Here is a 25510-nt window from a genome sequence, read left to right on the forward strand (position 1 = left end):
GGCATGACAGTCGAGGGAGCGGACGACTCGCGGTGGCTGACGCGGTGGCTCGTGGTCGTGAGCGCAGGCGAGGCCATCGGCTTCCTCGTGCCTGCGGTGGTGGGTGTGGTCACGTCCGGTACGCCGGTGTTCGTCTACGCGACACTCGCGGCCGGCGCGCTCGAAGGAGCGGTGCTGGGCGCTGCGCAGAGTGTCGTGCTGCGTCGGCGACTCGCCCGGCTTCGGGTCGCGGCGTGGGTGCTTCTGACGGCGGCCGGCGCGACCGTCGCGTACGGCGCCGGCATGCTCGCGTCCGCCGCGACCGACTTCGCCGGTCTGCCGGGTGTGGTCAAGGTGGGAATGGTCGGCGCATCCGCCGGCGCGGTGCTCTTCTCCGTCGGCACGGCGCAGTGGCTGGAGCTGCGCCGCCATGTTCGCGGCGCGGGATGGTGGGTCGTCGGGACGGCGGCGGCCTGGACGCTCGCGCTCGGCGCCTTCCTGGCGATCGCGACACCTCTGTGGCATGAGGGGCAGGAGCCGGCGCTGTCTGTGCTCATCGGCATCGGTGCCGGTCTGGTGATGGCGGTGGTGATGGCGATCGCCACCGGAGCCGTCCTCGAGGCGATCCTCCGCCGCGACACGACCGCACGGCTGAAGACCACCCCGCGCTGACGTCAGGGAGGATCCCGGGCCTGGGGCGCCCGTTCAGGTGGTGTCTGCCGCTCGGGACGCCACGTAGCGATCCGGCTCGGGAGTGCGCTCGAACCACCTGCCGCTGATGGCCGCGGGAGAGATCTTGACCCAGCGGTACTTCAGCGTGGGAATCCACGGACGAAGGGGCAGAGCGTCGGCCGCATCGATCTCGCTCTGACGCTCGAGTCTGCTCGCCCGTCCCTTCACCACGACGCTCGCTGCGGAGCTCTCGTCGTACTCGTCCACCTCGAAGGCCACGTCGGGTTCCGCCGAGAGATCGGCCAGCTTCGAGCCGGGCGCTGTGCGGAACAGCAGCCGCGGGCCGTCGACGACGTAGTTCACCGGAAAGATCTCCGGCCCCGTCGGGCCGGTGAGTGCGAGGCGGCCCAGCTCCCGACGCGCGAGGAGGTTCCAGCACTCCTCCTCGGTCAGCTTCCAGACGCCCGCTTCATCGATGCGCTCCATGCTCCTCTTCTCCTCTGCGCCGTGGTCAGGCCGTGAGGATGACCTTGAGGGCCTTCGTCTCGGCCGCGCGGCCGAACGTGTCGTAGGCATCCATGATGTCGCCGAGCGAGAAGCGGTGGCTGATGAAGCCGGCGACGTCGAGGCGGCCCTGCGCGAGCAGCTTGATGAGCATCCGCGAAGTGTCCGTGTTGACCAGGCCCGTGGTGATCGTCAGGTTCTGGATCCAGGCCGACTCCAGCGGGAACGTGACCGGCTTGCCGTGCACGCCCACGTTGGCGACGTGACCGCCCGGCCGCACGATCTCCAGGCTCATGTCCCAGGTCGACGGCAGCCCGACGGCTTCGATCGCGACATCCACACCGAGCCCGTCGGTGAGGGCGAGAACCTGCTCACGCCAGTCCGCGCCCGAGGAGACGACACCGTCGCTCGCACCGAACCGCTTCGCCTGCTCCACGCGGTTGGGGTCGATGTCGATCGCGATGACCCGGCTCGGTCCATACAGCGAGGCTGTGGTCATGGCTGCAAGGCCCACCGGACCCGCGCCGATGACCGCCACGACATCGCCCGGCTCGACGGCGCCGTATCGGATCCCGATCTCGTGCCCCGTGGGCAGGATGTCGCTGATCATCGCGGCCTCTTCGGCCGACACGCCCTCCGGCACCTTGTGAAGCGAGGTCTCCGCGAAGGGGATCCGCACGAGCTCGGCCTGTGTGCCGTCGATGAGATGTCCGAGGATCCAGCCGATCCCGGACGCTCCTTCGTCGGCGAGGCAATGCGAGTACATCCCCTCGAGGCAGTAGCTGCACTTCCCACACGCCGAGATGCAGGAGATGATCACGCGATCTCCTACGGCGAGTTCCGTCACCGCCTCACCGACCTCGGTGACGACGCCGACGCCTTCGTGCCCGAGGGTGCGCCCGGACTCCACCGCCGGCACGTCACCCTTGAGGATGTGCAGATCCGTGCCGCAGATGGTCGTGGTCTCGATCTTCACGATCGCGTCCGTGGGCTTCTGTATCCGAGGTGCCGGCTTCTCCTGCCATTCGATGGATCCCGGACCTTGATAGACCAGCGCCTTCATATCTCTCACTCCTCGGATGTCTGCGCACGGGGCGACGAGGCCCATCGTCCTCTCCCCGATCATCGTCCGATAGGGACCTTGGACCCGCGGCGCCACCCGACCGCCGTGCGGAGCCGGTCAGGCCGGCCAGAATGCGGGACCTTCGGCCCAACGCCGGAGCGGCTCCCGGCACAGGGTCGTGTCATGACGAACATCCTCGCGCTCGACCAGATCACCATGGCCGACCTGCCCCACGTCGGCGGGAAGAACGCGTCGCTCGGAGAGATGATCTCGCGACTCAGCGGCGCCGGGCTGCGGGTGCCTGGCGGGTTCGCCACCACCGCGACCGCGTACCGCTCTTTCCTGCGACAGGCCGGGCTCGCCGGGCGCATCGAGGCGCTGCTGGCGCCGCTGGACGTGTCCGATGTCGAAGACCTCGCTCGCGTGGGCCGGACCATTCGCTCCTGGATCGAGGATCAGCCGCTGCCGGCGGATCTCGAGTCCGACATCCGGCGCGCGTTCGACGACATGACGGCTGCGGAACCGGACCTCGCCGACGCGACGTGGGCCGTGCGCTCGTCGGCGACGGCGGAGGACCTTCCGAGTGCCTCTTTCGCGGGTCAACAGGAGACGTATCTCCACATCGCCGGCGTCGACAATGTGCTGGCCGCCGTGCGCAAGGTGTTCGCATCCCTGTACAACGATCGTGCGATCGCCTACCGCGTGCACCAGGGCTTCGCTCACGGCGACGTGGCGCTCTCCGCTGCCGTGCAGCGCATGGTGCGTTCCGACATCGGGGCCTCGGGCGTCATGTTCACCATCGACACCGAGACCGGGTTCGACGGCGCGATCCTGATCACGAGCGCGTACGGCCTGGGCGAGACGGTCGTCCAGGGACAGGTGAATCCGGACGAGTTCGCGGTGTACAAGGCGGCGGTCCGCGAGGGCCGGCCGGGGATTCTCCGCCGCAGCGTGGGGGAGAAGGCCATCGCCATGAGGTTCGCCGCGGGCCATGAGGTCGGGGCGAGCACCATGATCACGACTGTGCCACCGGCGGAGCGCCGCGTGCACAGCATCAACGACGACGAGGTGATGGAGCTCGCGCGGTCCGCTCTCATCATCGAGGATCACTACGGTCGTCCGATGGACATCGAGTGGGCGAAGGACGGCGTCGACGGGCTTCTGTACGTACTCCAGGCTCGGCCCGAGACCGTCGCGTCTCGCCTGCAAGGGCACAGCCACACCCGCTATGCGCTCCAGGAGCACGGCAGGGTGCTGGTGCAGGGTCGCGCGATCGGTCAGCGGATCGGCGGGGGAACGGTGCGCGTCGTGCGGTCGCCGTCGGAGATGGCGAAGGTCCGCACCGGCGACGTCCTGGTCGCAGACATCACCGATCCGGATTGGGAGCCCGTGATGAAGCGGGCGGCCGCCATCGTGACGAACCGCGGCGGGCGCACGTGCCACGCGGCCATCATCGCGCGTGAACTCGGCATCCCCGCTGTCGTGGGCACCGGGACGGCTACGCGGGACCTGGCCGACGGCGACGGCGTGACGGTCGTCTGCTCGCAAGGGGAGAGCGGGCTCGTGTACGAGGGGCTGCTGCCTTTCGTGACGGAGGAGATCGCCATCGAGCGGATGCCGGAGCTTCCGGTGCAACTCATGCTCAATGTCGGCACGCCCGATCAGGCGTTCGGCTTCGCGGCACTGCCCCATCACGGGGTCGGCTTGGCCCGGCTCGAGTTCATCGTGGGGAACCAGATCGGCATCCACCCCCGTGCTCTCCTCGAGCTCGACTCGCTTCCGGAGCAGCTCCGCGCAGAGATCGACGTGAGGATCGCCGCCTATCCCTCGCCGCGAGAGTTCTTCGTCCGGAGGGTCGCGGAGGGCGTGGCGACGATCGCCGCAGCCTTCGCACCCGACCCGGTGATCGTCAGGACCAGCGACTTCAAGTCGAACGAGTACGCGCACCTCCTCGGTGGTGACCGGTATGAGCCGCAGGAGGAGAACCCGATGCTGGGGTGGCGCGGAGCGGCGCGGTACCTCACCCCGCAGTTCGGAGAGTGCTTCGCGATGGAGTGCGAAGCACTCCGCTACGTGCGCGACGAGATGGGACTGACCAACCTCAAGATCATGGTGCCGTTCGTGCGAACCGTGGCGGAGGGAGCAGCCGTGAGCGCGGAGCTCGCCACGCACGGTCTCGAGCGCGGGCGCAACGGACTCGAGGTGATGATGATGTGCGAGATCCCCTCGAACGCGCTCCTCGCCGACCAGTTCCTGGATCACTTCGACGGGTTCTCGATCGGGTCCAACGACATGACGCAGCTCGTGCTCGGCATCGACCGCGACTCCGAGCTCGTCGCGGATGAGTTCGATGAGCGGGATCCAGCCGTGCTGCGCGTCCTCGGCATGGCGATCGACGCGTGCAACCGGCGCGGGAAGTACGTGGGCATCTGCGGCCAGGGCCCCTCGGATCATCCGGATCTCGCCGACTGGCTCGTCGACCGCGGCATCCAGTCCATCTCGCTGAGCCCCGACACGATCGTCGGCACCTGGCTTCGGCTCGCGGAGCGCCCCGGGGTGGAGGCCGGCCGAGAGGCTCTCACGGCGCCCTCTCCGGTGGACGGCTGATCGGACTCAGGGCGCGATGCCGTTGCGGATGCCCCGAGCGCTTGACCGTCTCGCGGCGACGGGGGAGCCTGGGGGAGTCCCGAGGAGGCCCCCATGACCGACGTGACCCCGTTCCTGTGGTTCGACAACGATGCCGAAGCCGCGATCGCCTTCTACACCGAGCTCATCCCCGAGTCGGCGATCGTCTCGGTGGGACGGTACCCCGATGAGGTGCCTGGGATGGGCGGGAAGGTCATGCACGCGCACTTCCGTCTCGCGGGACGCGACTACTACGCGATGGATGCCGGGCCGCAGTTCCCCTTCACCGAGGCGGTCTCCCTCTACGTCGCGTGCGGCGATCAGCAGGAGGTCGACCGCTACTGGGACGCGCTCGTCGCCGACGGCGGCGAGGAGCAGCCGTGCGGCTGGCTCAAGGACCGCTGGGGCCTGTCATGGCAGATCATCCCCGATCGCCTCATCGAGCTCATCCGTCACCCCGATCCGGAAACCGCGCACCGCGCGGTGCAGGCCATGCTGACGATGCACCGCATCGACATCGCCGCGATCGAGGCCGCCGCCGCGGCGGCATGATGCGCGCGCGCCTGACCGCGGTGGCGGGATGCCTCGCTCTCGCCGCCCTCGCCGCATCCGCCTGCTCCGCGACACCGCCCGCAGCGCCGGTCCCGCCCCGCGCTTCCTCGCCGGAGGCGGCGACACCCGCGCCGACCGCGACCGCTTCCGCCGAAGGCTGGTGGCGCGTGGCATCGAACCCCGAGACACTCGCCTCGGGACTCCAGGCGCCGTGGTCCGTCGTCCCGACGGGCGACGGTGGAGCGCTCATCTCGCAGCGGAACGACGGCCGGGTGCTCGAGCTCACGCCGGCGGGGGAGGTGCGCGACGCCGGGGTCGTCCCCGGGGTGGTCTCGGGTGGCGAGTCGGGACTCCATGGCCTGGCACTGCATTCGGACGGCGCAGACACGTGGCTCTACGCCTACCACGGCGCGCGAGACGACAACCGTGTGGTGCGGATGCCGCTGCTCGGTGCCCCGGGGGAGCTGACGCTGGGTGAGGCGGAGGTGGTTTTCGAAGGCATCCCGCGCGAGAGCACCCACGACGGCGGACGGCTCGCGTTCGGCCCGGACGACTATCTCTACGTCTCGACCGGCGACGCGCAGCGGCGCGACGCGGCGCAGGATCCCGCGGCGCTCGGCGGAAAGATCCTGCGCCTGACGCCGGAGGGCGACCCCGCACCGGGCAATCCGTGGGACAACGCGGTGTGGACGCTGGGGCATCGCAATGTGCAGGGGCTGGCGTGGACGAGTGACGGCACGATGTGGGCGAGCGAATTCGGCCAGAACGCCTGGGATGAGCTGAACCGCATCGAGCCGGGGGCGAACTACGGCTGGCCGATCGTGGAGGGGACGGCGGGACGCGACGGCATGGTCGACCCGGTCGTCGCGTGGACCACGAGCGAGGCCAGCCCGAGCGGCATCGCGGCGCAGGGTGACACCGTCTTCGTCGCCGGTCTCCGCGGCCAGCGGCTCTGGACCGTCGACACCGCGGCGGGCGCGCTCGCCGCCGAGCCGCTGGCGGTCCTCACGGGCGACCAGGGCAGGCTCCGCGACGCGGTCGTCGCCCCGGACGGCACTCTGTGGGTGCTCACGAACAACACGGACGGGCGCGGTGACCCGCGTGCCGAAGACGACCTGCTGCTGCGCCTCGCCCTGGCGCCGGCGACATGACCCGCTCCATCGTCCGACCGCGCACGGCGCGCACTACGGTGAGACCGTGAGCTCTCAGCCCCGGTGTCCGCACTGTCGGCACTTCGTCTACCTGGACGCCCTGACATGCCCGAACTGTGAAGCAGAACTCGGCTACCACATCGTCACGCGCGAGTTCTTCGGCCTGCGCCAGGGGCGCGTTCTGATCGGGGACAAGACCTGGTACACGTGCTCGAACCGCGAATGGGCGTGCAACTGGCTCGTGCGCGAGGACGCTCCCGCGGGACGATGCTTCTCGTGCCGGCTCACCCGGCGACAGCCCGACGCCGACGACACGGTCGCACTCGAGAAGCTCGCCAAGACCGAGGAGGCCAAGCGGCGGCTCCTCCTCCAACTCGGCGACCTCGGGCTGCCGGTCGTGCCATGGGACGTCAGGCCGGGCGGACTCGGATTCGACCTGATCTCGAGCCTCTCCGACGGCAAGCCGGTGGTGATCGGCCACGCGAACGGAATCATCACGATCGACCTTGCAGAGAGCCTCGACGACCGGCGCGAAGCACTCCGGGTGCGGCTCGGCGAGCCTTACCGCACGATCCTCGGGCATCTCCGCCACGAGGTCGGCCACTACTACCAGAACGTGCTCCTCAACGACGACGGGGCCTGGGCCCGGTGCCGCGAACTGTTCGGCGACGAGCGCACGAGCTACCGGGAGGCGCTGACGCGTCACTACAAGCTCGGCGCGCCGCCCGACTGGCACGAGAGCTTCATCTCCGAGTACGCGACGATGCACCCGTGGGAGGACTTCGCCGAGACGTTCGCGCACTACCTGCACATCACCGGCACGCTGCAGACGGCCGCGGTGATCGGAATCCACCTCGACGCGACGGTCACGAACCTCCGCGACACCGACGTCGTGCCGCTGGCCTCGTACCGCGACGAGCCGGTTCAGCGCCTGCTGAACGACTGGGAGTGGATGTCGCAGGGCTTCAACCGGATAAACCGGGCGATGGGCTTCGGCGACCTCTACCCGTTCACGATCGTCGGACCGGTGCGGCACAAGCTGGAGTTCGTCCACGACATCATCACCCGCGCGCCGCTGACGTTCGACGAGCAGGCGGCGCTGGCCTTCGCGCGCGACGACAGCGAGCAGGCATGACAGCGTTCTCCCGCGGGGAACGCGTCATCGGGGCGGCGACGCACTACGTCGAGAACCAGCCACCGTGGCGCGTCGACATCGACGAGTTCGCGCTGAACGCCCCGCTCGCGGCTGCCGTGGACGCGTTCGGGGCGGGGTGGGCGAGCGCTCACCTCCACGAGGTGGGCGCTCTCGTCGGATCGGCCGGGTTCCAGCGGGACGCCGAACTCGCCAACGTGCACACGCCGACACTCCACGCCCACGACCGCTGGGGATTCCGACTCGACGAGGTCGAGTACGACCCGTCGTATCACCGTGTGATCTCCGACGCGCTCGCCCACGGAGCGCACACGTCGGCGTGGGCCGAGCCGCGACCGGGTGCGCATGTGGCCCGTGCGGCGACCTTCATGCTGTTCGCGCAGGTCGAACCCGGTCACGCGTGCCCGGTCTCCATGACCCACGCGGCGGTCGCGTCGATTCAGGACTCCCCGTGGGTCGCGGATGCCTGGCTGCCGCGGCTCTTCTCCCGCGAGTACGAGCCGCGCCTGCTGCCCAACGAGGAGAAGGCGAGCGCACTCGTCGGCATGGCGATGACCGAGAAGCAGGGCGGCTCGGACGTGCGGGCCGGAACGACTGTGGGGGAGTCGATGGGCGGCCACGCCTATCAGCTCACCGGACACAAGTGGTTCTGCTCGGCGCCGATGTCGGACGGCTTCCTCGTCCTCGCGCAGACGCGCTCCGGCGCGACGGAGGAGGGCTTGTCGTGTCTCTTCGTGCCGCGGCTGCTGCCGCACGGCATGCGCAATGCGTTCCGCCTGCAGCGGCTGAAGGACAAGCTCGGCAACCGGTCGAACGCTTCCGCCGAGGTCGAGTTCGACGGCACGGTCGGCTTCGTGCTCGGCGAGCCCGGCCGCGGCGTGCGGACGATCATCGAGATGGTCCAGCGCACGCGCCTGGACTGCGTCCTCGGCACGGCCGCCGGCATGCGCCAGTCGGTGGCGGAGGCCGCGTGGCACGCACGGGGGCGATCGGCGTTCGGGGCGAAGCTCGTCGACCAGCCGGCGATGACGGCCGTGCTCGCCGACCTCGCACTCGAGTCCGAGGCGGCGATGCTGACGGGCCTGCGACTGGCGCAGCTGTTCGAGGCCGAAGCATCCGATCGTGACATCGCCCTGCGCCGGCTGGCGACTCCGGTATCCAAGTACTGGGTCTGCAAGCGCGGCCCGCACCATGCGTATGAGTCGCTCGAGTGTCTCGGCGGCAACGGCTACACCGAGTCGTTCCCGCTCGCGCGGCGCTACCGCGAACAGCCGGTCATGGCGATCTGGGAGGGTTCGGGCAACGTGATCGCGCTCGACGTCCTGCGTGCGCTCACGCGCGATCCGGACTCGGCGGCCGCGTTCGCCGACGAGCTGTCCACCACAGCCGGCGCCTCGATGATCCTCGACACGCACACCGCGCGCACGCTCGCACTGCTCGGCAGGCTCGCCCGCGCCGATCAGACCGAGGCGCAGGCGCAGGCGCGCCGCCTGAGCGAGTCGCTTGCGATCGCTCTGCAGGCCTCGCTCATGCTGCGCCACGCCCCGTCGGCGGACGCCGAGGCCTTCATCGCCGCGCGCCTGGGGGATGACCGGGCGGCGCAGTACGGGGCCCTGCCGACGGGCACGGATACCGGGGCCATCGTCGCGCGTCACTGAGCCTGCCCGTGGTCAGCGGACAGCACTCGGCCCCCTGAGCCGGCCGCAGCCGGCGCAGGGGGCCGAGGGACGAAGTCAGCGCGTGGTCGCGGGCGGGGTGACTGCCGCGTCGTCCCGGGCGTCGACGTCGGCCGTCGGAATCGCGGACGTGTAGCCGAGTCCACGCTCGTAGCCGTGGCCGGCAGCCGGCGCGTCGACGGCGTCGTCTGCGGTCCACGCGAGGGGCTCAGCGACGTCGACGGGAGCGTACGGACGAAGCGTCGCGATGGCGGCGACGGTGAGCGCGAGCATCACGCCGAGCACGCCGGCGCCGAGCAGGATGCCGCCGACGACCGCGATGGACTGACCGACGTAGACCTCGACACCCGTGGCGGTGCCGTCGGTGAGCGTCGTGGTCATGACGCCGAGCTTGTCGAGCAGGAGCCACGATCCGTAGGCAGCGGTGGCCAGGGAGGCGACGACAAGAGCCCAGAACGGGATGCTGCGGAGCAAACGGGGGCGGGTGGGCATTGTTGGGATCACTCCTCCGAGATCGCGGCACGGTCGGCCGCGGCATCCGTCACGCTTCCATGCGCCCCGGTGCAGGAGCGGTGCGTCGGCTATGAGTCCGCTGTGCGCTCGACTTCGGCGACCGGCGCCGTGAGGTGCATCACGACCGCCGTCATCGCCGCGATCAGCATCACAGCGAGGACCATGTGGATGTTGACGAGCCAGATCGGCAGGCCCGTGCGCGCCTGCCAGAGTCCGACACCGATCTGTGCGAGCTCGACGAGCAGGAGAACGCCGACCCAGAGCGTCAGCCGCTGGGCCGGGGGAGTCCGGCGCGCGGCGGCCAGCAGCACGATCGTGAGGCCGAGGGTGATGTACGCGGGCCACGAGTGGACGTGCTGCATGAACTCCGCGTCGAGACCGTTGCGCGCCGCCCCGCCGTCGCCCGCGTGCGGACCGGAACCGGTCACGAGGATGCCGACGATGACCGTGATGACCACGAACGCGCTCGTGATGTGGGTGGTGACGGCGTACCACCCGGGCACCGCGAGCACGCGCGGACCCGGGGTGGCGTAGACACGCACGACCAGTGCGGCCGCCAGCGCGACCAGCACGACCGAGGCGAAGTAGTGCAGCCCGACGACGTAGGGGTTGAGGTTCGTCAGCACGGTTATGCCGCCGATCACGGCCTGGAGGGGCACGTAGAGGCCGATCACGAGAGACAGCCAGAAGAGATCCGGACGCTCACGGCGCATCCGCACGACGAAGAGGAACATCAGGATCGCGACGATGACGAGCACGAACGTCAGCAGGCGGTTGCCGAACTCGATGACGCCGTGGATGCCCATCTCCGGCGTCGCGACGAAGGACTCCGGCGTGCAGCGGGGCCAGGTCGGGCATCCGAGGCCGGATCCCGTGAGCCGCACCAGACCACCCGTGCCGACGATGGCGATCTGAACGAAGAGCGTCGCCCACGCGAGTGCGATCACCCGACGGTCGATCGTCGCCGGAAGGCGGCTCCACCAGCGCTGCCACACGCCGGTCTCCGTCGTCGTCGGTTGCGCGGACATGCTTCTCGTAGCCTCCTGGAGATGGTTCCGCGCCACGGTCCGCAGGACATGCGGAGCCCGGTGCCAGGGTGGAACCTGTAGAATCGAGGGGTCGGTCGCTCGCGATGAACCGCATGGGTTCGGGCGCGGTGAACCACTGACAGTCTAGGCGCGATGGTCTGCGCCGAATGAGAGGGCCCACGAGCGGCATCCCCCTCCGGTAACTCCACCGGAGGAGCCGGAATGCCGGGGCGGATGACACCGCTAGAGCCCGGAGGAGAACGTGACGATGTCTGATGTGCTGATCGACCGCCCGGAGCTGGATGGCCTGGGTGTCTACGAGTTCGGGTGGCACGACACCGACGCCGCGGGTGCCGTCGCGCAGCGCGGCATCAACGAGAACGTCGTCCGCGGCATCTCGGCCCTCAAGAGCGAGCCGGAATGGATGCTGAAGACCCGTCTCAAGGGCTATCAGCTGTTCGGCCGCAAGCCGATGCCGACCTGGGGCGCCGATCTCAGCGAGATCGACTTCGACAACATCAAGTACTTCGTGCGCTCGACCGAGAAGCAGGCCGGGTCGTGGGAGGAGCTTCCCGAAGAGATCCGCAACACGTACGAGCGCCTGGGAATCCCCGAGGCCGAGCGCCAGCGACTCGTCGCGGGCGTCGCCGCGCAGTACGAGTCCGAGGTGGTCTACCACCAGATCAACGAGCAGCTCGAGGCGCAGGGTGTCATCTTCATGGACACCGACACCGCGCTGCGCGAGCACCCCGAGTTCTTCGAGGAGTACTTCGGCACCGTCATCCCGGCAGGCGACAACAAGTTCGCCGCGCTGAACACCGCGGTCTGGTCGGGCGGCTCGTTCGTCTACGTCCCGCCGGGCGTGCACGTCGAGATCCCGCTGCAGGCGTACTTCCGCATCAACACCGAGAACATGGGCCAGTTCGAGCGGACGCTGATCATCGCCGACGAGGGATCGTACGTCCACTACATCGAGGGCTGCACGGCTCCGATCTACAAGTCCGACTCGCTGCACTCTGCCGTCGTCGAGATCATCGTGAAGAAGAACGCCCGCGTGCGCTACACGACGATCCAGAACTGGTCGAACAACGTCTACAACCTCGTCACCAAGCGGGCCGTCGCCCACGAGGGCGCGACGATGGAGTGGATCGACGGCAACATCGGCTCGAAGGTCACGATGAAGTACCCGTCCATCTTCCTGATGGGAGAGCACGCCAAGGGCGAGACCCTGTCTGTCGCCTTCGCGGGCCCCGGTCAGCACCAGGACGCCGGCGCGAAGATGATCCACATGGCGCCGTACACGCAGTCGTCGATCGTCTCCAAGTCGATCGCCCGCGGCGGCGGCCGCGCCGGCTACCGCGGCGAGGTCCGCGTCGACGCGAACGCGCACCACTCGGCCAACACCGTGCGCTGCGATGCGCTGCTCGTCGACACGATCTCGCGCTCCGACACCTATCCCGCGATCGACATCCGCGTCGACGACGTGCAGCTCGGCCACGAGGCCACGGTCTCGAAGGTCAGCGAGGAGCAGCTCTTCTATCTGATGAGCCGCGGGATGCCCGAAGACGAGGCCATGGCGATGATCGTGCGCGGCTTCATCGAGCCGATCGCCCGCGAGTTGCCCATGGAGTACGCGCTCGAACTCAACAAGCTCATCGAGATGGGCATGGAAGGATCCGTCGGATAGTGAGCTCCGTGACCCAGGCCCCTGTCACCGTCCCCGGTGCGCAGGGCCATACCGATGGTGCCGGCGCGTTCGTGCCGGTGCAGACCCGCGACGAGCGCCTGCGCTCGTTCGACCCCTCCGATTTCGACGCGCCCACCGGCCGTGAGGTGAACTGGAAGCACACTCCAGTCGCTCAGCTGGCCGCGCTCTACGTCGATGAGGCCGGACCCCACGGCGTCATCGAGGTGAACGTCGACGCGCCGGACACGCTGGTGCAGGAGCGCCTCACGCACGGCACCGCCCCCCGCGGCGAGGTGTTCCAGCCCGAAGACCTCCCCAGCGCCATCGCGTGGAGACAGGAGTCGGAGGCACCGCTGCTGCGCATCCCCGCCGGCGTCGAGATCCGCGAGCCGATCATGATCGATCTCAAGGGCACCGGCGGCCTGGCCCATGCGCACGTGGTCATCGAGGCGCAGGCCAACTCCCACGCCACCATCGTGTTCCATCACGCCGGAACCGCGCAGCACGCGCAGAACGTGGAGATCATCGTCCGCGACGGCGCCCACCTCACGGTGGTGTCGGTGCAGCGATGGGACGACGACGCGGTGCACGCGGCATCCCACCAGGCCCGGGTCGATCGCGATGCGACGCTCCGTCACATCGTCGTCAGCTTCGGCGGCGGTGTCGTGCGGGTGAACCCGAGCGTCGAGCTCGCCGGCGCGGGTGCGCGTGGCGAGCTCTACGGCCTCAGCTACTCCGACGCGGGGCAGCACCTCGAAAGCCAGGTCTACCTGCATCACAAGGGCCCCGAGACCAGCGGCGACGTGCTGTACAAAGGCGCGCTGCAGGGTGAGGGCGCCCGCAGCGTCTGGATCGGCGACGTCCTGATCGGACCCGACGCGGTCGGAACGGACTCGTACGAGGCGAACCGCAACCTGGTGCTCACGGACGGGGCTCGCGCCGAGTCGATCCCGAACCTGGAGATCGAGACCGGCGACATCCGCGGTGCCGGTCACGCCAGCGCGACCGGCCGCTTCGATGACGAGCAGCTGTTCTACCTGCAGGCTCGGGGAATCGCGGAGGACGAGGCGCGCCGTCTCGTCGTGCTCGGCTTCCTCGCCGAGATCGTTCAGAAGATCGGCGTTCCCGCCCTCGAGGACGAGCTGTTCGCCGCGATCGAGGAAGAGCTCGCGCAGGGGGTGGCCCGATGACCGCTCAGCGCGCGTGCGCCCTCAGCGAGCTCGTCCAGGACGAGGCCCGCCGTGTCGAGATCGACGGTGTCGCGATGGCGGTCGTGCTCGACTCCGCCGGCGAGGTGCACGCCATCGGCGACACCTGCACCCACGGCGACATCTCCCTCTCCGAAGGCTTCGTCGACGGCGACACGCTCGAGTGCTGGGCCCACGGCTCGGCGTTCTCGCTGCGCACCGGCAAGCCGCTCAATCTCCCCGCCTACGAGCCCGTCCCGGTTTTCGCCGTCGTCATCGACGGCGACGACGTGCTCATCGATCCCGACGTGAAGAAGCCGGTCGGATAGCTCCTCACGGACCCGACCGCCCGCACAATGAGAAGAGAAGCCTGAATGTCTGTCCTCGAGATCCGCGACCTCCACGTGACGGTCGAGACGGATGCCGGAACCACTCCCATCCTCAACGGCGTGACGCTCACCATCCGCACCGGCGAAACGCACGCCATCATGGGCCCCAACGGCTCGGGCAAGTCGACGCTCGCCTACACGATCGCCGGTCACCCCAAGTACACGGTCACAAGCGGCACGATCACGCTGGACGGCGAGGACGTCCTGGAGATGTCGGTCGACGAGCGCGCCCGGGCCGGTCTGTTCCTCGCGATGCAGTACCCGGTGGAGATCCCCGGCGTCACCGTCACGAACTTCCTCCGCACCGCCAAGACGGCCATCGACGGCGAGGCGCCGTCCATCCGCACGTGGACGAAGGAGGTCAAGTCCTCGATGAAGGCGCTGCGCATGGACCCGAAGTTCGCCCAGCGCAACGTGAACGAGGGCTTCTCCGGCGGCGAGAAGAAGCGCCACGAGATCCTCCAGCTCGAGCTGCTCAAGCCGCAGATCGCGATCCTCGACGAGACCGACTCCGGACTCGACGTCGATGCGCTCAAGATCGTCTCGGAGGGTGTGAACCGCGCCAAGGTCGACAATGACCTGGGTGTGCTTCTCATCACGCACTACACGCGCATCCTGCGCTACATCCGCCCCGACTTCGTCCACGTCATGGTGGGCGGACGCATCGCCGAAGAGGGTGGCCCCGAGCTGGCCGACCGCCTCGAGGACGAGGGCTACGACCGCTACCTCCCCACCGGCGAGGAAGAGCCGGCCGACGCCCCCGTGGGCACCGAAGCATAGAATCGTTACATGACCGCAACGCTCACGCCCGAGAAGTACGACGAGGTCACCGAGGCTCTCAAGGACGTCATGGACCCCGAACTGGGGATCAACGTCGTCGACCTCGGCCTCATCTACGACCTCGGCTGGGATGACGAGAACGACGCGCTGGTCATCCACATGACCCTGACGTCGGCCGGCTGCCCGCTCACCGACGTGCTCGAGGAGCAGACCGCCCAGGCTCTCGACGAGGTCGTCGATCGTTTCCGCATCAACTGGGTCTGGATGCCGCCGTGGGGTCCGGAGCGGATCACCGATGACGGCCGCGACATGATGAGGGCCCTGGGCTTCGCCATCTGACGTCCAGATGCTCGGCGTTTCACTCGATGACGGCGGGTGCGTGCCGGCGCGGGCGCGCTCGATATGGTCGAGCGCATGAGCGTCGCCCCCCTGCAGGCCCTTCCCCTCGACCAGCTGCGACAGCGGACGAGCACGAAGTGGCGCAAGTACGGCGACGACGTGCTGCCGTTCTTCGTCGCCGAGACGGACTATCCGCAGGCCCCCGCAGTCACGGCCGCGCTGACCCGGGCTGTCGCCCTCGGCGACACCGGGTACACCCCGCCCGATGCCGGCGTCGCAGCCGCGTACGCGGGATTCGCGCAGCGCCGGTTCGGGTGGAGCGCCGATCCGGCACGCATCCGCACGACATGCGACGTGATGATGGCGATCGTCGAGATCCTGCGCCACACGATCGCGCCGGGCGACCGCGTGATCGTGACGCCCCCGGTGTATCCGCCGTTCTTCGAGTGCGTCCCCGAGGCGGGCGGCGTGGTCGAGCGCGTGCCGCTGATCGACCACGGCACCGGGTGGGAGCTGGACTTGGCCGGGATCGAGGCGGCCTTCGCCGGCGGAGCGCGGGCGATCCTGCTCTGCAATCCGCACAATCCCACCGGCACCGTGCACGCGCGAGAGACGCTGGCGGCACTCGCGGAGCTCGCCGCGGCGTACGGCGCGACCGTGATCAGCGACGAGATCCACGCCCCCCTGACGCACCACGACGCGACCTTCACCCCCTTCCTGGATGCCTCACCCGTCGCCGCGCGCATCGGCTACGCAGTGGTCAGCGCGAGCAAGGCGTTCAATCTGGCTGGTCTCAAGTGCGCGCTCATGGTCACCGCCGACGACGCCACCACAGCGACGGTCCGTTCGCTTCCAGACGAGGTCGAGTGGCGCACCGGTCTGTTCGGCGCCCTCGCGGCGGTCGCCGCCTTCTCGGAGGAGAGCGATCCCTGGCTCGATGCGGAGCTCTCGGCACTCGACCACAACCGTCGGCTCCTCGCGGAGCTGCTCGCCGAGCACGTGCCCGCCGCACGATATCGGATCCCGGATGCCGGCTTCCTGGCGTGGGTGGACCTCGCAGGCGTCGGGTGGGGCGACAACCCCGCGGTGAAGATCCGTCGGGAGGCGAAGGTGGCCTTCCATCTCGGCCCGTTCTTCGGCGAGGAGGGCAAGGGGCACGTGCGGATCAACTTCGGGTGTTCCCCCGAGCTCTTGACCGAGGCGATCCGGCGGGTGGGTAGCCTGGTCTGATGAGCGCCGCACCCGTCCAGACCGAGACGGGGATCTGGCAGTCGCGGTACGTCTGGGTGACCGTCGGGGCGGTCGCCCTCATCTTCCTCGCGGCGATGCAGGCGCTGGCCGTGACGACGGTGATGCCCGTGGTCAGCGACGACCTCGACGGTCACGCCCTCTACGCCGTGGCGTTCGCCGGCACTCTCGCGACGAGCGTGATCGGAATGGTCGCCGCGGGCGCATGGTGCGACCGCGGGGGAGTGCTCGCCCCTCTGACGACCGCCGTCGTGCTGTTCGTCATCGGACTCGTCATCGCCGGGCTCGCCACGGCCATGCCGCTGCTCGTGGCCGGCCGGCTCGTTCAAGGCCTCGGCACCGGCGGCCAGACCGTCGCGCTGTACGTGGTCGTCGCGCGCGTCTATCCCGCGACCATGCACGGCAAGGTGTTCGCGGCGTTCTCTGCGGCGTGGGTGGTCCCGTCGCTCATCGGCCCGTTCCTCGCCGGCGCGGTAGCCGAGTTCCTCCATTGGCGGTGGGTGTTCCTGGGTGTCGCAGCTCTCACCGTCATCGCCTTCGCGATGGTGGTCCTGCGTCTGCACGGGCTTCCGCTCCACACCGACGATCCCGCCACCGGCCGCGTCGGCCCGCGCATGGCGTGTGCGGTCGCCGTCGCAGCCGGCGCCCTGGCGCTCAGTCTGGCCGGCGAGCTCGGCGTCTACGCGTGGGTGGTGGTCGCGGCATCCGCTGTCGTCATCACTCTCGCCTCGCGGCCGCTTCTGCCCAGGGGGACACTTCTCGCGCGCCGCGGTCTGCCCAGCGTCGTCCTCATGCGCGGACTCATCGCAGGAGCGCTGTTCGGTGCCGAGATCTACGTTCCGTATCTGCTGATCGATCACTACGACTTCTCACCGACGTGGGCGGGTCTCGGTCTCACAGCGGGCGCGGTCGCCTGGGCGGCAGGTGCCGATGTGCAGGGCCGCATCGGCGACCGGCTCGGCAACGCGCGCATCACCCTGATCGGCACGGCGCTGCTGACGACCTCGACCCTGCTGGCCGGCGCCACTGCGCTGTTCGGCCTCCATCCGGCGGTGATCATCCTCGGGTGGGCGTTCGCCGGTGCGGGCATGGGTCTCATGTACCCGCGACTCACGGTCCTGACCCTCGCCTACTCGACTCCGCAGAATCAGGGCTTCAACTCCTCGGCGCTCTCCATCTCGGACTCGGTCGGCGCAGCCACCTCCATAGCGATCATGGGGCTCGTCTTCACGACTCTCATGGGGACGGATGCCGGCTTCCCGGCGGTCTTCGCCATGGCGACGGTGCTCGCGCTGCTCGCGCTGGTCCCGGGCCTGCGGATGGGGCACGCGCACGAGACGTCACCGGTCTCCCGTCATTCATGACGGGAGAATTTGGGAAGCAGGGTTGGTAAGGCTAGCCTTACTATGTGAGCACCTCGATCGCCGTCAGCACGCGGCCCGCGTATCGCCCCTACATCGCGACCGTGGCCGATGTGCACCGATTGTCGCCGCACTTCGTTCGCGTCGCGTTCACCGGGCCCGACTTCGACGTGTTCGGCACGGCCGGCCTCGACCAGCGCATCAAGCTCATCCTGCCGCTCTCGGACGGGTCGCTCAGCGACATCGGCCAGCACGACGAGGCCATGATCGACGCGGGCGACTGGTACGCCGCGTGGCGCGGCATCCCGACCGAATCGCGCAGCCCGCTGCGCACCTACACGGTCCGCCGCATCGATGCCGACGCGCGTCTGCTGCACGTCGACTTCGTCGTGCACCATGGCGCCGGCCCCGCGGGCAGCTGGGCCGAGTCGGCCTCGGTCGGCGACGAGATCGTCATCGTCGGACCCGATCGGCGCAGCGACGGCTATCGCCTCGGTCTGGACTGGCACCCGGGCACCGCGCGTCGACTCGTGCTCGCCGGCGACGAGACCGCAGCGCCCGCCATCGGCTCGATCCTCGAGTCGCTCGACGCCTCGTTCGAGGTGGACGCCTTCATCGAGGTGCCGACCCGCGCCGACGCCCTCACCCTCGAGGTCGCCCCGGGCTTCCGTGTGACATGGCTCGCGCGCGATGACCGCGACCACGGAGCCGCTCTCACCGAGGCCGTCACCGCGTGGTCGACGACCGCCGCAGACACGCTGGCACGCGCCGCCGCGCCTCGGCGTCAGGAGCTCGCGGACGTCGATGTCGACACCGATCTGCTGTGGGACAGCCCCGAGGAATCCGAGGGAGAGTTCTACGCCTGGATCGCGGGCGAGGCCGCCATGGTCAAGGGCCTGCGCCGTCTCCTCGTGCAGGGCTGCGGTGTGGACCGGAAGCGGGTCGCCTTCATGGGGTACTGGCGGCTCGGACAGGCCGAGCGGCAGGAATGACCACGGCCCGCGACCGGCGCGGGAGGCTCGTTCTGCTCACCACGATCGCGCTTCTGGTGGTCATGGTCCTGGTGAGCCTCATGATCGGTGCGCGACCCGTCGCACCGTCCGTGGCGATCGACGCCCTCCTGCGACCTGACACGTCACTCGCCGACCACAGCGTGATCCTGACCCAGCGTGTGCCCCGCACAGTGATCGGCATCCTCGCCGGGGCGTCGCTCGCCCTCGCCGGCACGCTCATGCAGGGCCTCACCCGCAACCCGCTGGCCGATCCGGGACTGCTCGGCGTCAACGCCGGTGCGTCCGTCGCCGTCCTCGCCGCGATCACGCTGTGGGGCATCACTGCGCCGTCGGGCTTCGTGTGGTTCGCCTTCATCGGTGCAGCAGTCGCGTCGGTCGCCGTCGCCGTCATCGGCTCACGCGGCGCCGACGGCTCCAATCCCGCCAAGCTGGCTCTCACCGGCGCCGCGGTCACCGCCGGGCTCACCGCCGTGAGCACTCTGATCCTCACGACGTCGATCACCGCGTTCGACGTGTTCCGCTACTGGCAGGTCGGGGGCCTCACCAACCGCGGTCTCGACACGGTCGCCGTCGTGGTGCTCCCGATCCTGGTCGGCGCCGTCATCGCCTTCACGTCGGCCCGCGGCCTGGACCTCATCGCCCTCGGTGACGACACCGCCACCGGGCTCGGGCACAGCGTCACCCGCACCCGCACGCTCGGCATCGTCGCCACCGTTCTGCTGTGCGGCAGTGCGACCGCGATCGCCGGGCCGATCGTCTTCCTCGGGCTGCTCGTGCCGCACGCGCTGCGCGCCGTCATCGGGGGCGACTACCGGTGGCTGCTGGCCATCGGCGCACCCGCGGGGGCCGCCGTGCTCCTTGCCGCCGACGTGCTCGGACGCGTCATCGCCCTGCCGGGCGAGGTGCAGGCCGGCCTCGTGGTCGCGTTCGTCGGCGCTCCCGTGCTGATCTCGCTCGTCCTCCGGCGTGGGCGGGTGACCCTGTGACCGCTTCGGTTCTGAAGGTCCGCGCCCGGGTGGGCCGCCGCCGTTCGCTCGTCGTCTCGTCGGTGATGGTCGCCCTCGTGCTCCTCGCGATGCTCTCGCTCTCGATCGGCGACTATCCCATCGCCCCTGCCGACGTCTGGGGCACCCTGTGGGGCGGGGGAGACCGCGTGCAGTCGTACGTCATCTTCCAGGTGCGCGCTCCGCGGCTGGTGATGGCTCTCGTCGTCGGCGCCGCTCTCGGCGCGGCCGGCGGGCTGCTCCAGTCACTTCTGCGCAACCCGCTCGCCAGTCCCGACCTGCTCGGCATCAGCGGGGGCGCCGGGGCAGCGGCCGTCTTCGGCATCCTGACGCTGGGGATGGGCGGTCCGGTGCTGGCCGTCGCCGCATTCTTGGGCGGCCTCGCGGTGGCCGCGTTCCTGCTGCTGGCCGGCCGGCACCGCGCGGACGGCGGATACCGCCTGATCCTCGCCGGCATCGGCATCGCGTTCTTGACGGTCGCGATCACGAACTACCTCATGGTCCGCGCACAGGTCGAGCTCGCCCAGGCGGCGCTGATCTGGCTGACGGGCAGCCTCTCCTCAACGCCGTGGTGGAGCGTCCTGACCGTGCTGGTCGTCGTGGTCCTGTGCACTCCGGCCGTGGTGGCCTGCGCACGCTGGCTCCCGATCACGCAGATGGGCGCGCCGACCGCCGCCTCGCTCGGGGTCAAGGCCTCGCGCGTGCGGGTGGTGACGGTGCTGACGGCCGTGCTGCTCACCGCGGTCACGTGCGCGTTCGTCGGCCCGATCGGCTTCATCGCACTGTGCGCCCCGGCGATCGCCCGGCCGCTGCTCGGCCACGGCGCCGTCGGCATCGGCACGGGCGCCGCCGTCGGCGCCGGCCTGCTCGCCGCCGCCGACCTCATCGCTCAGTTCGCACTGCCCGGCCTGTCGGTGCCGGTGGGCGTGGTGACTGGTGCCATCGGCGCGGTCTTCCTCCTCTGGCTCCTCGCGACCTCGAAAGGACGCAACCTGTGACCTCCGCATCCGCACCGCGCCTCAGCGCCCGCGGGCTCGCTGCCGGCTACCCCGGCAGGCGGGTGATCGAAGATCTCGATCTCGACTTCGCCCCCGGCCGCATCACGATGGTCATCGGCGCGAACGCCTGCGGCAAGTCGACGCTGCTGAGCGTGCTCGCCCGCGTGAACCAGCCGCTCGCCGGAAGCGTCGAGCTCGACGGCATCGACATCCAGACCCTGCCCCGCCGCCGGTTCGCTCAGAGTGTGGGGCTGCTGCCGCAGCATCCCACCGCACCCGACGGCCTGACGGTCGCGGAGCTCGTCTCGCGCGGCCGCCACCCGCATCGCGGCGTCTTCCAGCGGTGGAGCGCCGCCGACACCGCCCGGGTCGACGATGCGATGGTTAAGACCGGTGTCGCCGCGCTGGCCGACCGGCCCGTCGGCGACCTGTCGGGCGGTCAGCGTCAGCGCGTGTGGATCGCCATGGCCCTCGCCCAGGAGCCGCGCGTGCTCCTGCTCGACGAGCCGACGACGTTCCTCGACCTGAGCCACCAGATCGAAGTCCTGGATCTGCTGCGCACGCTGAACCGCACGGACGGCACGACCATCGTGGTCGTCCTGCACGAGCTGAACCTCGCCGCGCGGTACGCGGACGACCTCGTCGTCATGAGCGGCGGGCGGGTGGTCGCGCACGGCGCACCGGCCGACGTCCTCACCCACGACGTCGTGGCGAACGCCTTCGATCTCGACGCGCTCGTGATCCCCGACCCCCTCACCTCCACCCCCCTCGTCATCCCCGTCCCCGGCGGCGCCCACGCCGCAGCGGACGAGGCCTGACGCGATCGAAAGGATGACCCCATGTCCACTCCACACCTGCGCCTCAGCGCCCTGACCGCGGTCGCGATCGCGCTGGCCGGCGGCCTCGTGCTCTCCGGCTGCGCCGGCGCCGCTGCGCCCGAGTCCTCCGGCTCGGATGACGCCGCCGCCTCCGACGGCTTCCCTGTGACCTTCGAGCACATCTACGGCGAGACCACCCTCGACGAGGCGCCGGAGCGCATCGCCACGTGGGGCTGGGGTGCGACGGACGCCGTCCTCGCGCTCGGAATCGTGCCCGTCGCGATCCCGTCGTCGGAGTACGGCGGCGGAGACGACCTCATCACCCCGTGGGTCGACGAGGCGGTCGCCGAGCTCGGCGGCGAGCCCCCCGTCATCCTCGACAACTCGGCATACGAGCTGTCGGTCGAGGAACTCTTGGCGACCGACCCCGACGTGCTCATCGCGTCGTACTCGGGACTGACGCAGGAGGAGTACGACGCCGTCACCGGCGCCGGCATCCCGGTGATCGCGCCGGAGGAGGCGCTCTGGGCCACGCCGTGGCGTGACGTCATCAGCGACACCGGTCGCGCGCTCGGCCTGGCGGATGAGGCGGACGCCGTGCTGGCCGACCTCGATCAGCAGATCGCTGACGCCGCGGCCGAGCACCCGGAGTTCGAGGGCCTCTCGATCGCCTATGCGGACGACGACGTCGACACGTTCTACCTGTACCTGCCCGCAGACCCGCGCGTCGAGATCCTCGAGGACCTGGGCTTCACGAGCGCCGATTCCGTGACCGCGCTCGACAGCGGCGAGTCGACCTTCTACACGACCGTGAGCAGCGAGAACCTCGATCAGATCGACGCGGACGTGCTCTTCACGCAGGCCGAGCAGCAGGCCGACATCGACGACTTCCTGGCGTCGGACCGCGCCGCGCTCATCCCCGCCGTCGGGACCGGCGCCGTCGCAGCCATCGTCGGCGAGGAGAACGTCGCCGCGATCTCTCCGACTGCGCTCACCCTGCCCTGGATCCTTCCCGACATCGTCGAGCAGCTGGCCGCCGCGGCCGCTGCCTCCGCGGCGCAGGGCTGATCTCTCGACCCTCGCGCGGGAGCCCCGCCGGTCTGGCCGGGGCTCCCGTCGTTCCGAGGCGGGAACGGCGCCCGGCAGCCGCACCGTCTCCGCCGCCTATACTGGGAGGCTGGCCGTTCGGCCGCTTCCCCTTCTCCATCGACGGATCGGACTTCCGCTGTGCTCGCCGTGCACGACCTCGAGATTCGCGTGGGCGCCCGCGTGCTCATGTCCGACGTGTCGTTCCGCGTCTCGGCGGGCGACAAGGTCGGGCTGGTGGGCCGCAACGGCGCCGGCAAGACCACACTGACGAAGGTGCTCGCGGGCGACCTGCTGCCGTCCGACGGCAAGGTCGATCGCATCGGGGAGCTCGGCTATCTTCCGCAGGACCCCCGCTCGGGCGATCCCGAGATGCTCGCCAGAACGCGTATCCTCGACGCCCGCGGTCTCGGGACCCTCGCCCTCGGCATGCACGAGGCATCCGTCGCGATGGGCAGTGATGATCCGGCTGCCGCGGCCCGCGCCATGCGCAAGTACGCGAACCTCACCGAGCGCTTCGAGGCGCTCGGCGGCTACGCAGCCGAGGCGGAGGCGGCCTCGATCGCGCACAACCTGTCACTGCCGGACCGCATCCTGGACCAGCCGCTGCGCACCCTCTCGGGCGGTCAGCGCCGACGCATCGAGCTCGCGCGCATCCTGTTCTCCGATGCCGAGTCGATGATCCTCGACGAGCCGACGAACCACCTCGACGCCGACAGCGTCGTGTGGCTGCGCGAGTTCCTCAAGGGCTACAAGGGCGGGCTCATCGTCATCAGCCACGATGTCGAGCTCGTCGGCGAGACGGTGAACCGCGTGTTCTACCTCGACGCGAACCGTCAGGTCATCGACGTCTACAACATGAACTGGAAGAACTACCTGCGCCAGCGGGTGGCCGACGAGGAGCGCCGCAAGAAGGAGCGCGCCAACGTCGAGAAGAAGGCCACGGCGCTGCAGCTGCAGGCCGCCCGGTTCGGCGCGAAGGCATCGAAGGCCGCCGCCGCGCACCAGATGGTCGCGCGCGCCGAGAAGATGCTGTCGGGTCTCGACGACGTGCGTCAGGAGGAGCGGGTCGCCAAGCTGCGCTTCCCCAAGCCCGCGCCGTGCGGAAAGACGCCGCTCATGGCGTCTGGGCTGTCGAAATCGTACGGCTCGCTCGAGATCTTCACTGACGTCGACCTCGCGATCGACCGCGGCTCGAAGGTGGTCGTCCTGGGGCTCAACGGCGCCGGCAAGACCACGCTGCTTCGGATCCTGGCGGGCGTAGACAAGCCCGACACCGGCAGGATTGAACCCGGTCACGGTCTCAAGGTCGGCTACTACGCGCAGGAGCACGAGAATCTCGACGTCTCGCGGTCCGTCCTCGAGAACATGATGTCGGCTGCGCCGGACATCACCGCCACCGACGCCCGCAAGGTGCTGGGGTCGTTCCTGTTCACCGGAGACGACGTGCTCAAGCCCGCCGGGGTGCTCTCCGGTGGCGAGAAGACCCGGCTGTCGCTGGCGACGCTCGTCGTCTCGAGCGCGAACATGCTGCTGCTCGACGAGCCGACCAACAACCTCGACCCCGCCTCCCGCGAGGAGATCCTCGGTGCGCTGTCGCACTACGAGGGCGCGGTCGTGCTCGTCTCGCACGACGAAGGCGCTGTCGAGGCGCTCAACCCCGAGCGCGTGCTCATCCTGCCCGACGGTGTCGAGGACATCTGGGGCCGCGACTACGCCGATCTGATCACGCTCGCGTGATCAGCACTCCCGGTGGTTGAGTAGCCGCGGCTTCAGCCGCGGCGTAGCGAAACCCACCACGCTCGCGTGATCCCCGGCGTCAGCGGCCCGCGGCGTCGAGGAGGGCGTCCTCATCCTCGGCATCGCGATCACGTCGGCGCGATGCCGGACGCGGGGGAGCGGCATCCGATTCCGGCTCGTCCTGGGCGTCTTCGCGGCGATGGAGCCGCTCGGTGCGGATGACGTAGCCGATGAACACGAAACCCATCACCGCGAAGAGGATCCACTGGATCGCGTACGAGAGGTGCGGGCCCGGGTCTTCGGACGGGGACGCGAGCGCCTGGGGGCGGTCGGCGGCCGCGGGATCCTCCGAGGCCATCACTCCGTACGCGCTCAGCTCGAGCGCACGACCGACGTCGGCGGAGACGGCGTCCGCGACGAGCGGAAGGTGGATCGTCGGCACCTGGCCATCGGGCGCGGAGCGCCCCGACGACGGGAGCGGCTCGCCGGGCTTGAGCCGTGCGATCACGGTCACCTCGCCCTCGGGCGGGGCCGGGACCGCATCGGGCTCGGGCTGGTCGTCGCCCGGCGGCACCCAGCCGCGGTCGATGAGCAGCACGCGACCGTCCAGGAGACGAAACGGCACGAGCACCTCGAAAGCCGAGGTCCCACCATGCGGCCGGTTGCGCACCAACAGCGCGTCGTCGGCGACGTACTCGCCCACCAGGCGCACCGGGTGCCACTGGTCTCCGGGGTCGAGCGCGCCACCGGCCGGAATCAGCTCGCCGAGGGGAACGGGCGTGGCGTCGTAGTTCGCTTCGACGAGGGCGAGCTGCGCGGAGCGCTCCTCATTGCGGGTGAACTGCCAGTTCGACAGGAATGCGCAGGCGATCGCGAAGACGACCGCGAGCGAGATGTAGATCGCCCAGCGACCGGCACGAGGGAGCGACTGCATGCTGACTTCG

Annotated in this window: 24 protein-coding genes; 19 read left to right on the plus strand and 5 right to left on the minus strand. The window is 69.7% G+C overall.

All coding sequences use genetic code 11. The annotated features are described in order from the left end of the window. Positions 1–3: 3 nt before the first annotated feature. Complete coding sequence (locus MK786_RS01705) at positions 4–651, plus strand: hypothetical protein (protein WP_241110524.1); 648 nt, start codon at positions 4–6, stop codon at positions 649–651. Between the two features lie 33 nt (positions 652–684). Here the strand turns inward: MK786_RS01705 and MK786_RS01710 are convergent, their stop codons facing one another. Together MK786_RS01710 and MK786_RS01715 are read right to left on the minus strand one after the other, a co-directional pair. After that, positions 685–1137 carry a pyridoxamine 5'-phosphate oxidase family protein gene (locus MK786_RS01710; RefSeq protein ID WP_241110525.1) on the minus strand — a complete coding sequence of 151 codons (453 nt, stop codon included), beginning with the start codon at positions 1135–1137 and terminating at the stop codon, positions 685–687. A 25-nt stretch (positions 1138–1162) separates the two neighbouring features. Then, on the minus strand, positions 1163–2218 hold the full coding sequence (locus MK786_RS01715) for a zinc-dependent alcohol dehydrogenase family protein (RefSeq protein ID WP_241110526.1): 1056 nt from the start codon (positions 2216–2218) through the stop codon (positions 1163–1165). A gap of 183 nt (positions 2219–2401) precedes the next feature. Between MK786_RS01715 and ppsA the strand changes: the two genes are divergently transcribed. The 5 genes from ppsA (at position 2402) to MK786_RS01740 (ending at position 9357) form a co-directional block, all read left to right on the plus strand. Beyond that, a complete protein-coding gene (ppsA, locus tag MK786_RS01720) occupies positions 2402–4825 on the plus strand; it encodes a phosphoenolpyruvate synthase (protein WP_241110527.1) in 2424 nt (807 codons plus the stop codon). A gap of 93 nt (positions 4826–4918) precedes the next feature. After that, entirely contained in the window at positions 4919–5395 is a 477-nt protein-coding gene (locus MK786_RS01725; RefSeq protein ID WP_241110528.1) for a VOC family protein, read from the plus strand. Then, on the plus strand, positions 5392–6546 hold the full coding sequence (locus MK786_RS01730) for a sorbosone dehydrogenase family protein (protein WP_374200395.1): 1155 nt from the start codon (positions 5392–5394) through the stop codon (positions 6544–6546). The genes MK786_RS01725 and MK786_RS01730 overlap by 4 nt, the downstream gene beginning before the upstream one ends. A gap of 46 nt (positions 6547–6592) precedes the next feature. After that, positions 6593–7681, plus strand: coding sequence for a putative zinc-binding metallopeptidase (locus MK786_RS01735; RefSeq protein ID WP_241110530.1), 1089 nt, complete (start codon positions 6593–6595; stop codon positions 7679–7681). After that, the gene (locus MK786_RS01740; RefSeq protein ID WP_241110531.1) at positions 7678–9357 is read left to right on the plus strand and encodes an acyl-CoA dehydrogenase family protein; all 1680 of its coding nucleotides are present in this window, start codon (positions 7678–7680) and stop codon (positions 9355–9357) included. The genes MK786_RS01735 and MK786_RS01740 overlap by 4 nt, the downstream gene beginning before the upstream one ends. A 75-nt stretch (positions 9358–9432) precedes the next feature. On the opposite strand, the gene MK786_RS01745 is transcribed toward MK786_RS01740, so the two are convergent. Both MK786_RS01745 and MK786_RS01750 read right to left on the minus strand, forming a co-directional pair. Then, positions 9433–9867: a dinucleotide-utilizing enzyme gene (locus MK786_RS01745; protein WP_241110532.1), complete on the minus strand. Its 435-nt coding sequence runs from the start codon at positions 9865–9867 to the stop codon at positions 9433–9435. Between the two features lie 89 nt (positions 9868–9956). Then, the gene (locus MK786_RS01750) at positions 9957–10916 is read right to left on the minus strand and encodes a heme A synthase (protein WP_241110533.1); all 960 of its coding nucleotides are present in this window, start codon (positions 10914–10916) and stop codon (positions 9957–9959) included. A gap of 268 nt (positions 10917–11184) precedes the next feature. Between MK786_RS01750 and sufB the strand changes: the two genes are divergently transcribed. The 13 genes from sufB (at position 11185) to MK786_RS01815 (ending at position 24566) form a co-directional block, all read left to right on the plus strand. Beyond that, positions 11185–12603, plus strand: a complete 1419-nt coding sequence (sufB, locus tag MK786_RS01755) for a Fe-S cluster assembly protein SufB (RefSeq protein WP_241110534.1) — start codon at positions 11185–11187, stop codon at positions 12601–12603. Further along, positions 12603–13793, plus strand: coding sequence for a Fe-S cluster assembly protein SufD (sufD, locus tag MK786_RS01760; RefSeq protein WP_374200397.1), 1191 nt, complete (start codon positions 12603–12605; stop codon positions 13791–13793). Before sufB ends, sufD begins: the two co-directional genes overlap by 1 nt. Beyond that, positions 13790–14119, plus strand: coding sequence for a non-heme iron oxygenase ferredoxin subunit (locus MK786_RS01765; protein ID WP_241110536.1), 330 nt, complete (start codon positions 13790–13792; stop codon positions 14117–14119). Before sufD ends, MK786_RS01765 begins: the two co-directional genes overlap by 4 nt. 45 nt (positions 14120–14164) lie before the next feature. Further along, entirely contained in the window at positions 14165–14959 is a 795-nt protein-coding gene (sufC, locus tag MK786_RS01770) for a Fe-S cluster assembly ATPase SufC (protein ID WP_241110537.1), read from the plus strand. 9 nt (positions 14960–14968) lie between these two features. Further along, positions 14969–15298, plus strand: coding sequence for a metal-sulfur cluster assembly factor (locus MK786_RS01775; RefSeq protein WP_127475313.1), 330 nt, complete (start codon positions 14969–14971; stop codon positions 15296–15298). 75 nt (positions 15299–15373) lie between these two features. Beyond that, a complete protein-coding gene (locus MK786_RS01780) occupies positions 15374–16528 on the plus strand; it encodes a MalY/PatB family protein (protein ID WP_241110538.1) in 1155 nt (384 codons plus the stop codon). After that, a complete protein-coding gene (locus MK786_RS01785; RefSeq protein ID WP_241110539.1) occupies positions 16528–17910 on the plus strand; it encodes an MFS transporter in 1383 nt (460 codons plus the stop codon). The genes MK786_RS01780 and MK786_RS01785 overlap by 1 nt, the downstream gene beginning before the upstream one ends. A gap of 44 nt (positions 17911–17954) precedes the next feature. Then, complete coding sequence (locus MK786_RS16410; protein WP_241110540.1) at positions 17955–18899, plus strand: siderophore-interacting protein; 945 nt, start codon at positions 17955–17957, stop codon at positions 18897–18899. After that, entirely contained in the window at positions 18896–19906 is a 1011-nt protein-coding gene (locus MK786_RS01795; RefSeq protein ID WP_241110541.1) for an iron ABC transporter permease, read from the plus strand. Before MK786_RS16410 ends, MK786_RS01795 begins: the two co-directional genes overlap by 4 nt. Then, positions 19903–20922 carry an iron chelate uptake ABC transporter family permease subunit gene (locus MK786_RS01800; RefSeq protein WP_241110542.1) on the plus strand — a complete coding sequence of 340 codons (1020 nt, stop codon included), beginning with the start codon at positions 19903–19905 and terminating at the stop codon, positions 20920–20922. The genes MK786_RS01795 and MK786_RS01800 overlap by 4 nt, the downstream gene beginning before the upstream one ends. Then, positions 20919–21740, plus strand: coding sequence for an ABC transporter ATP-binding protein (locus tag MK786_RS01805; protein ID WP_241110543.1), 822 nt, complete (start codon positions 20919–20921; stop codon positions 21738–21740). The genes MK786_RS01800 and MK786_RS01805 overlap by 4 nt, the downstream gene beginning before the upstream one ends. A gap of 21 nt (positions 21741–21761) precedes the next feature. Further along, on the plus strand, positions 21762–22808 hold the full coding sequence (locus tag MK786_RS01810; RefSeq protein WP_241110544.1) for an ABC transporter substrate-binding protein: 1047 nt from the start codon (positions 21762–21764) through the stop codon (positions 22806–22808). 159 nt (positions 22809–22967) lie between these two features. Next, complete coding sequence (locus MK786_RS01815; RefSeq protein WP_241110545.1) at positions 22968–24566, plus strand: ABC-F family ATP-binding cassette domain-containing protein; 1599 nt, start codon at positions 22968–22970, stop codon at positions 24564–24566. Positions 24567–24645: 79 nt separating this feature from the next. Here MK786_RS01815 and MK786_RS01820 read toward each other — a convergent pair whose 3' ends face one another. Further along, entirely contained in the window at positions 24646–25500 is an 855-nt protein-coding gene (locus MK786_RS01820; RefSeq protein ID WP_241110546.1) for an SURF1 family protein, read from the minus strand. Between the last annotated feature and the right edge of the window lie 10 nt (positions 25501–25510).

Source organism: Microbacterium sp. CFH 31415 (assembly GCF_022538185.1).
In the GTDB taxonomy this organism is placed as follows: Bacteria; Actinomycetota; Actinomycetes; order Actinomycetales; family Microbacteriaceae; genus Microbacterium.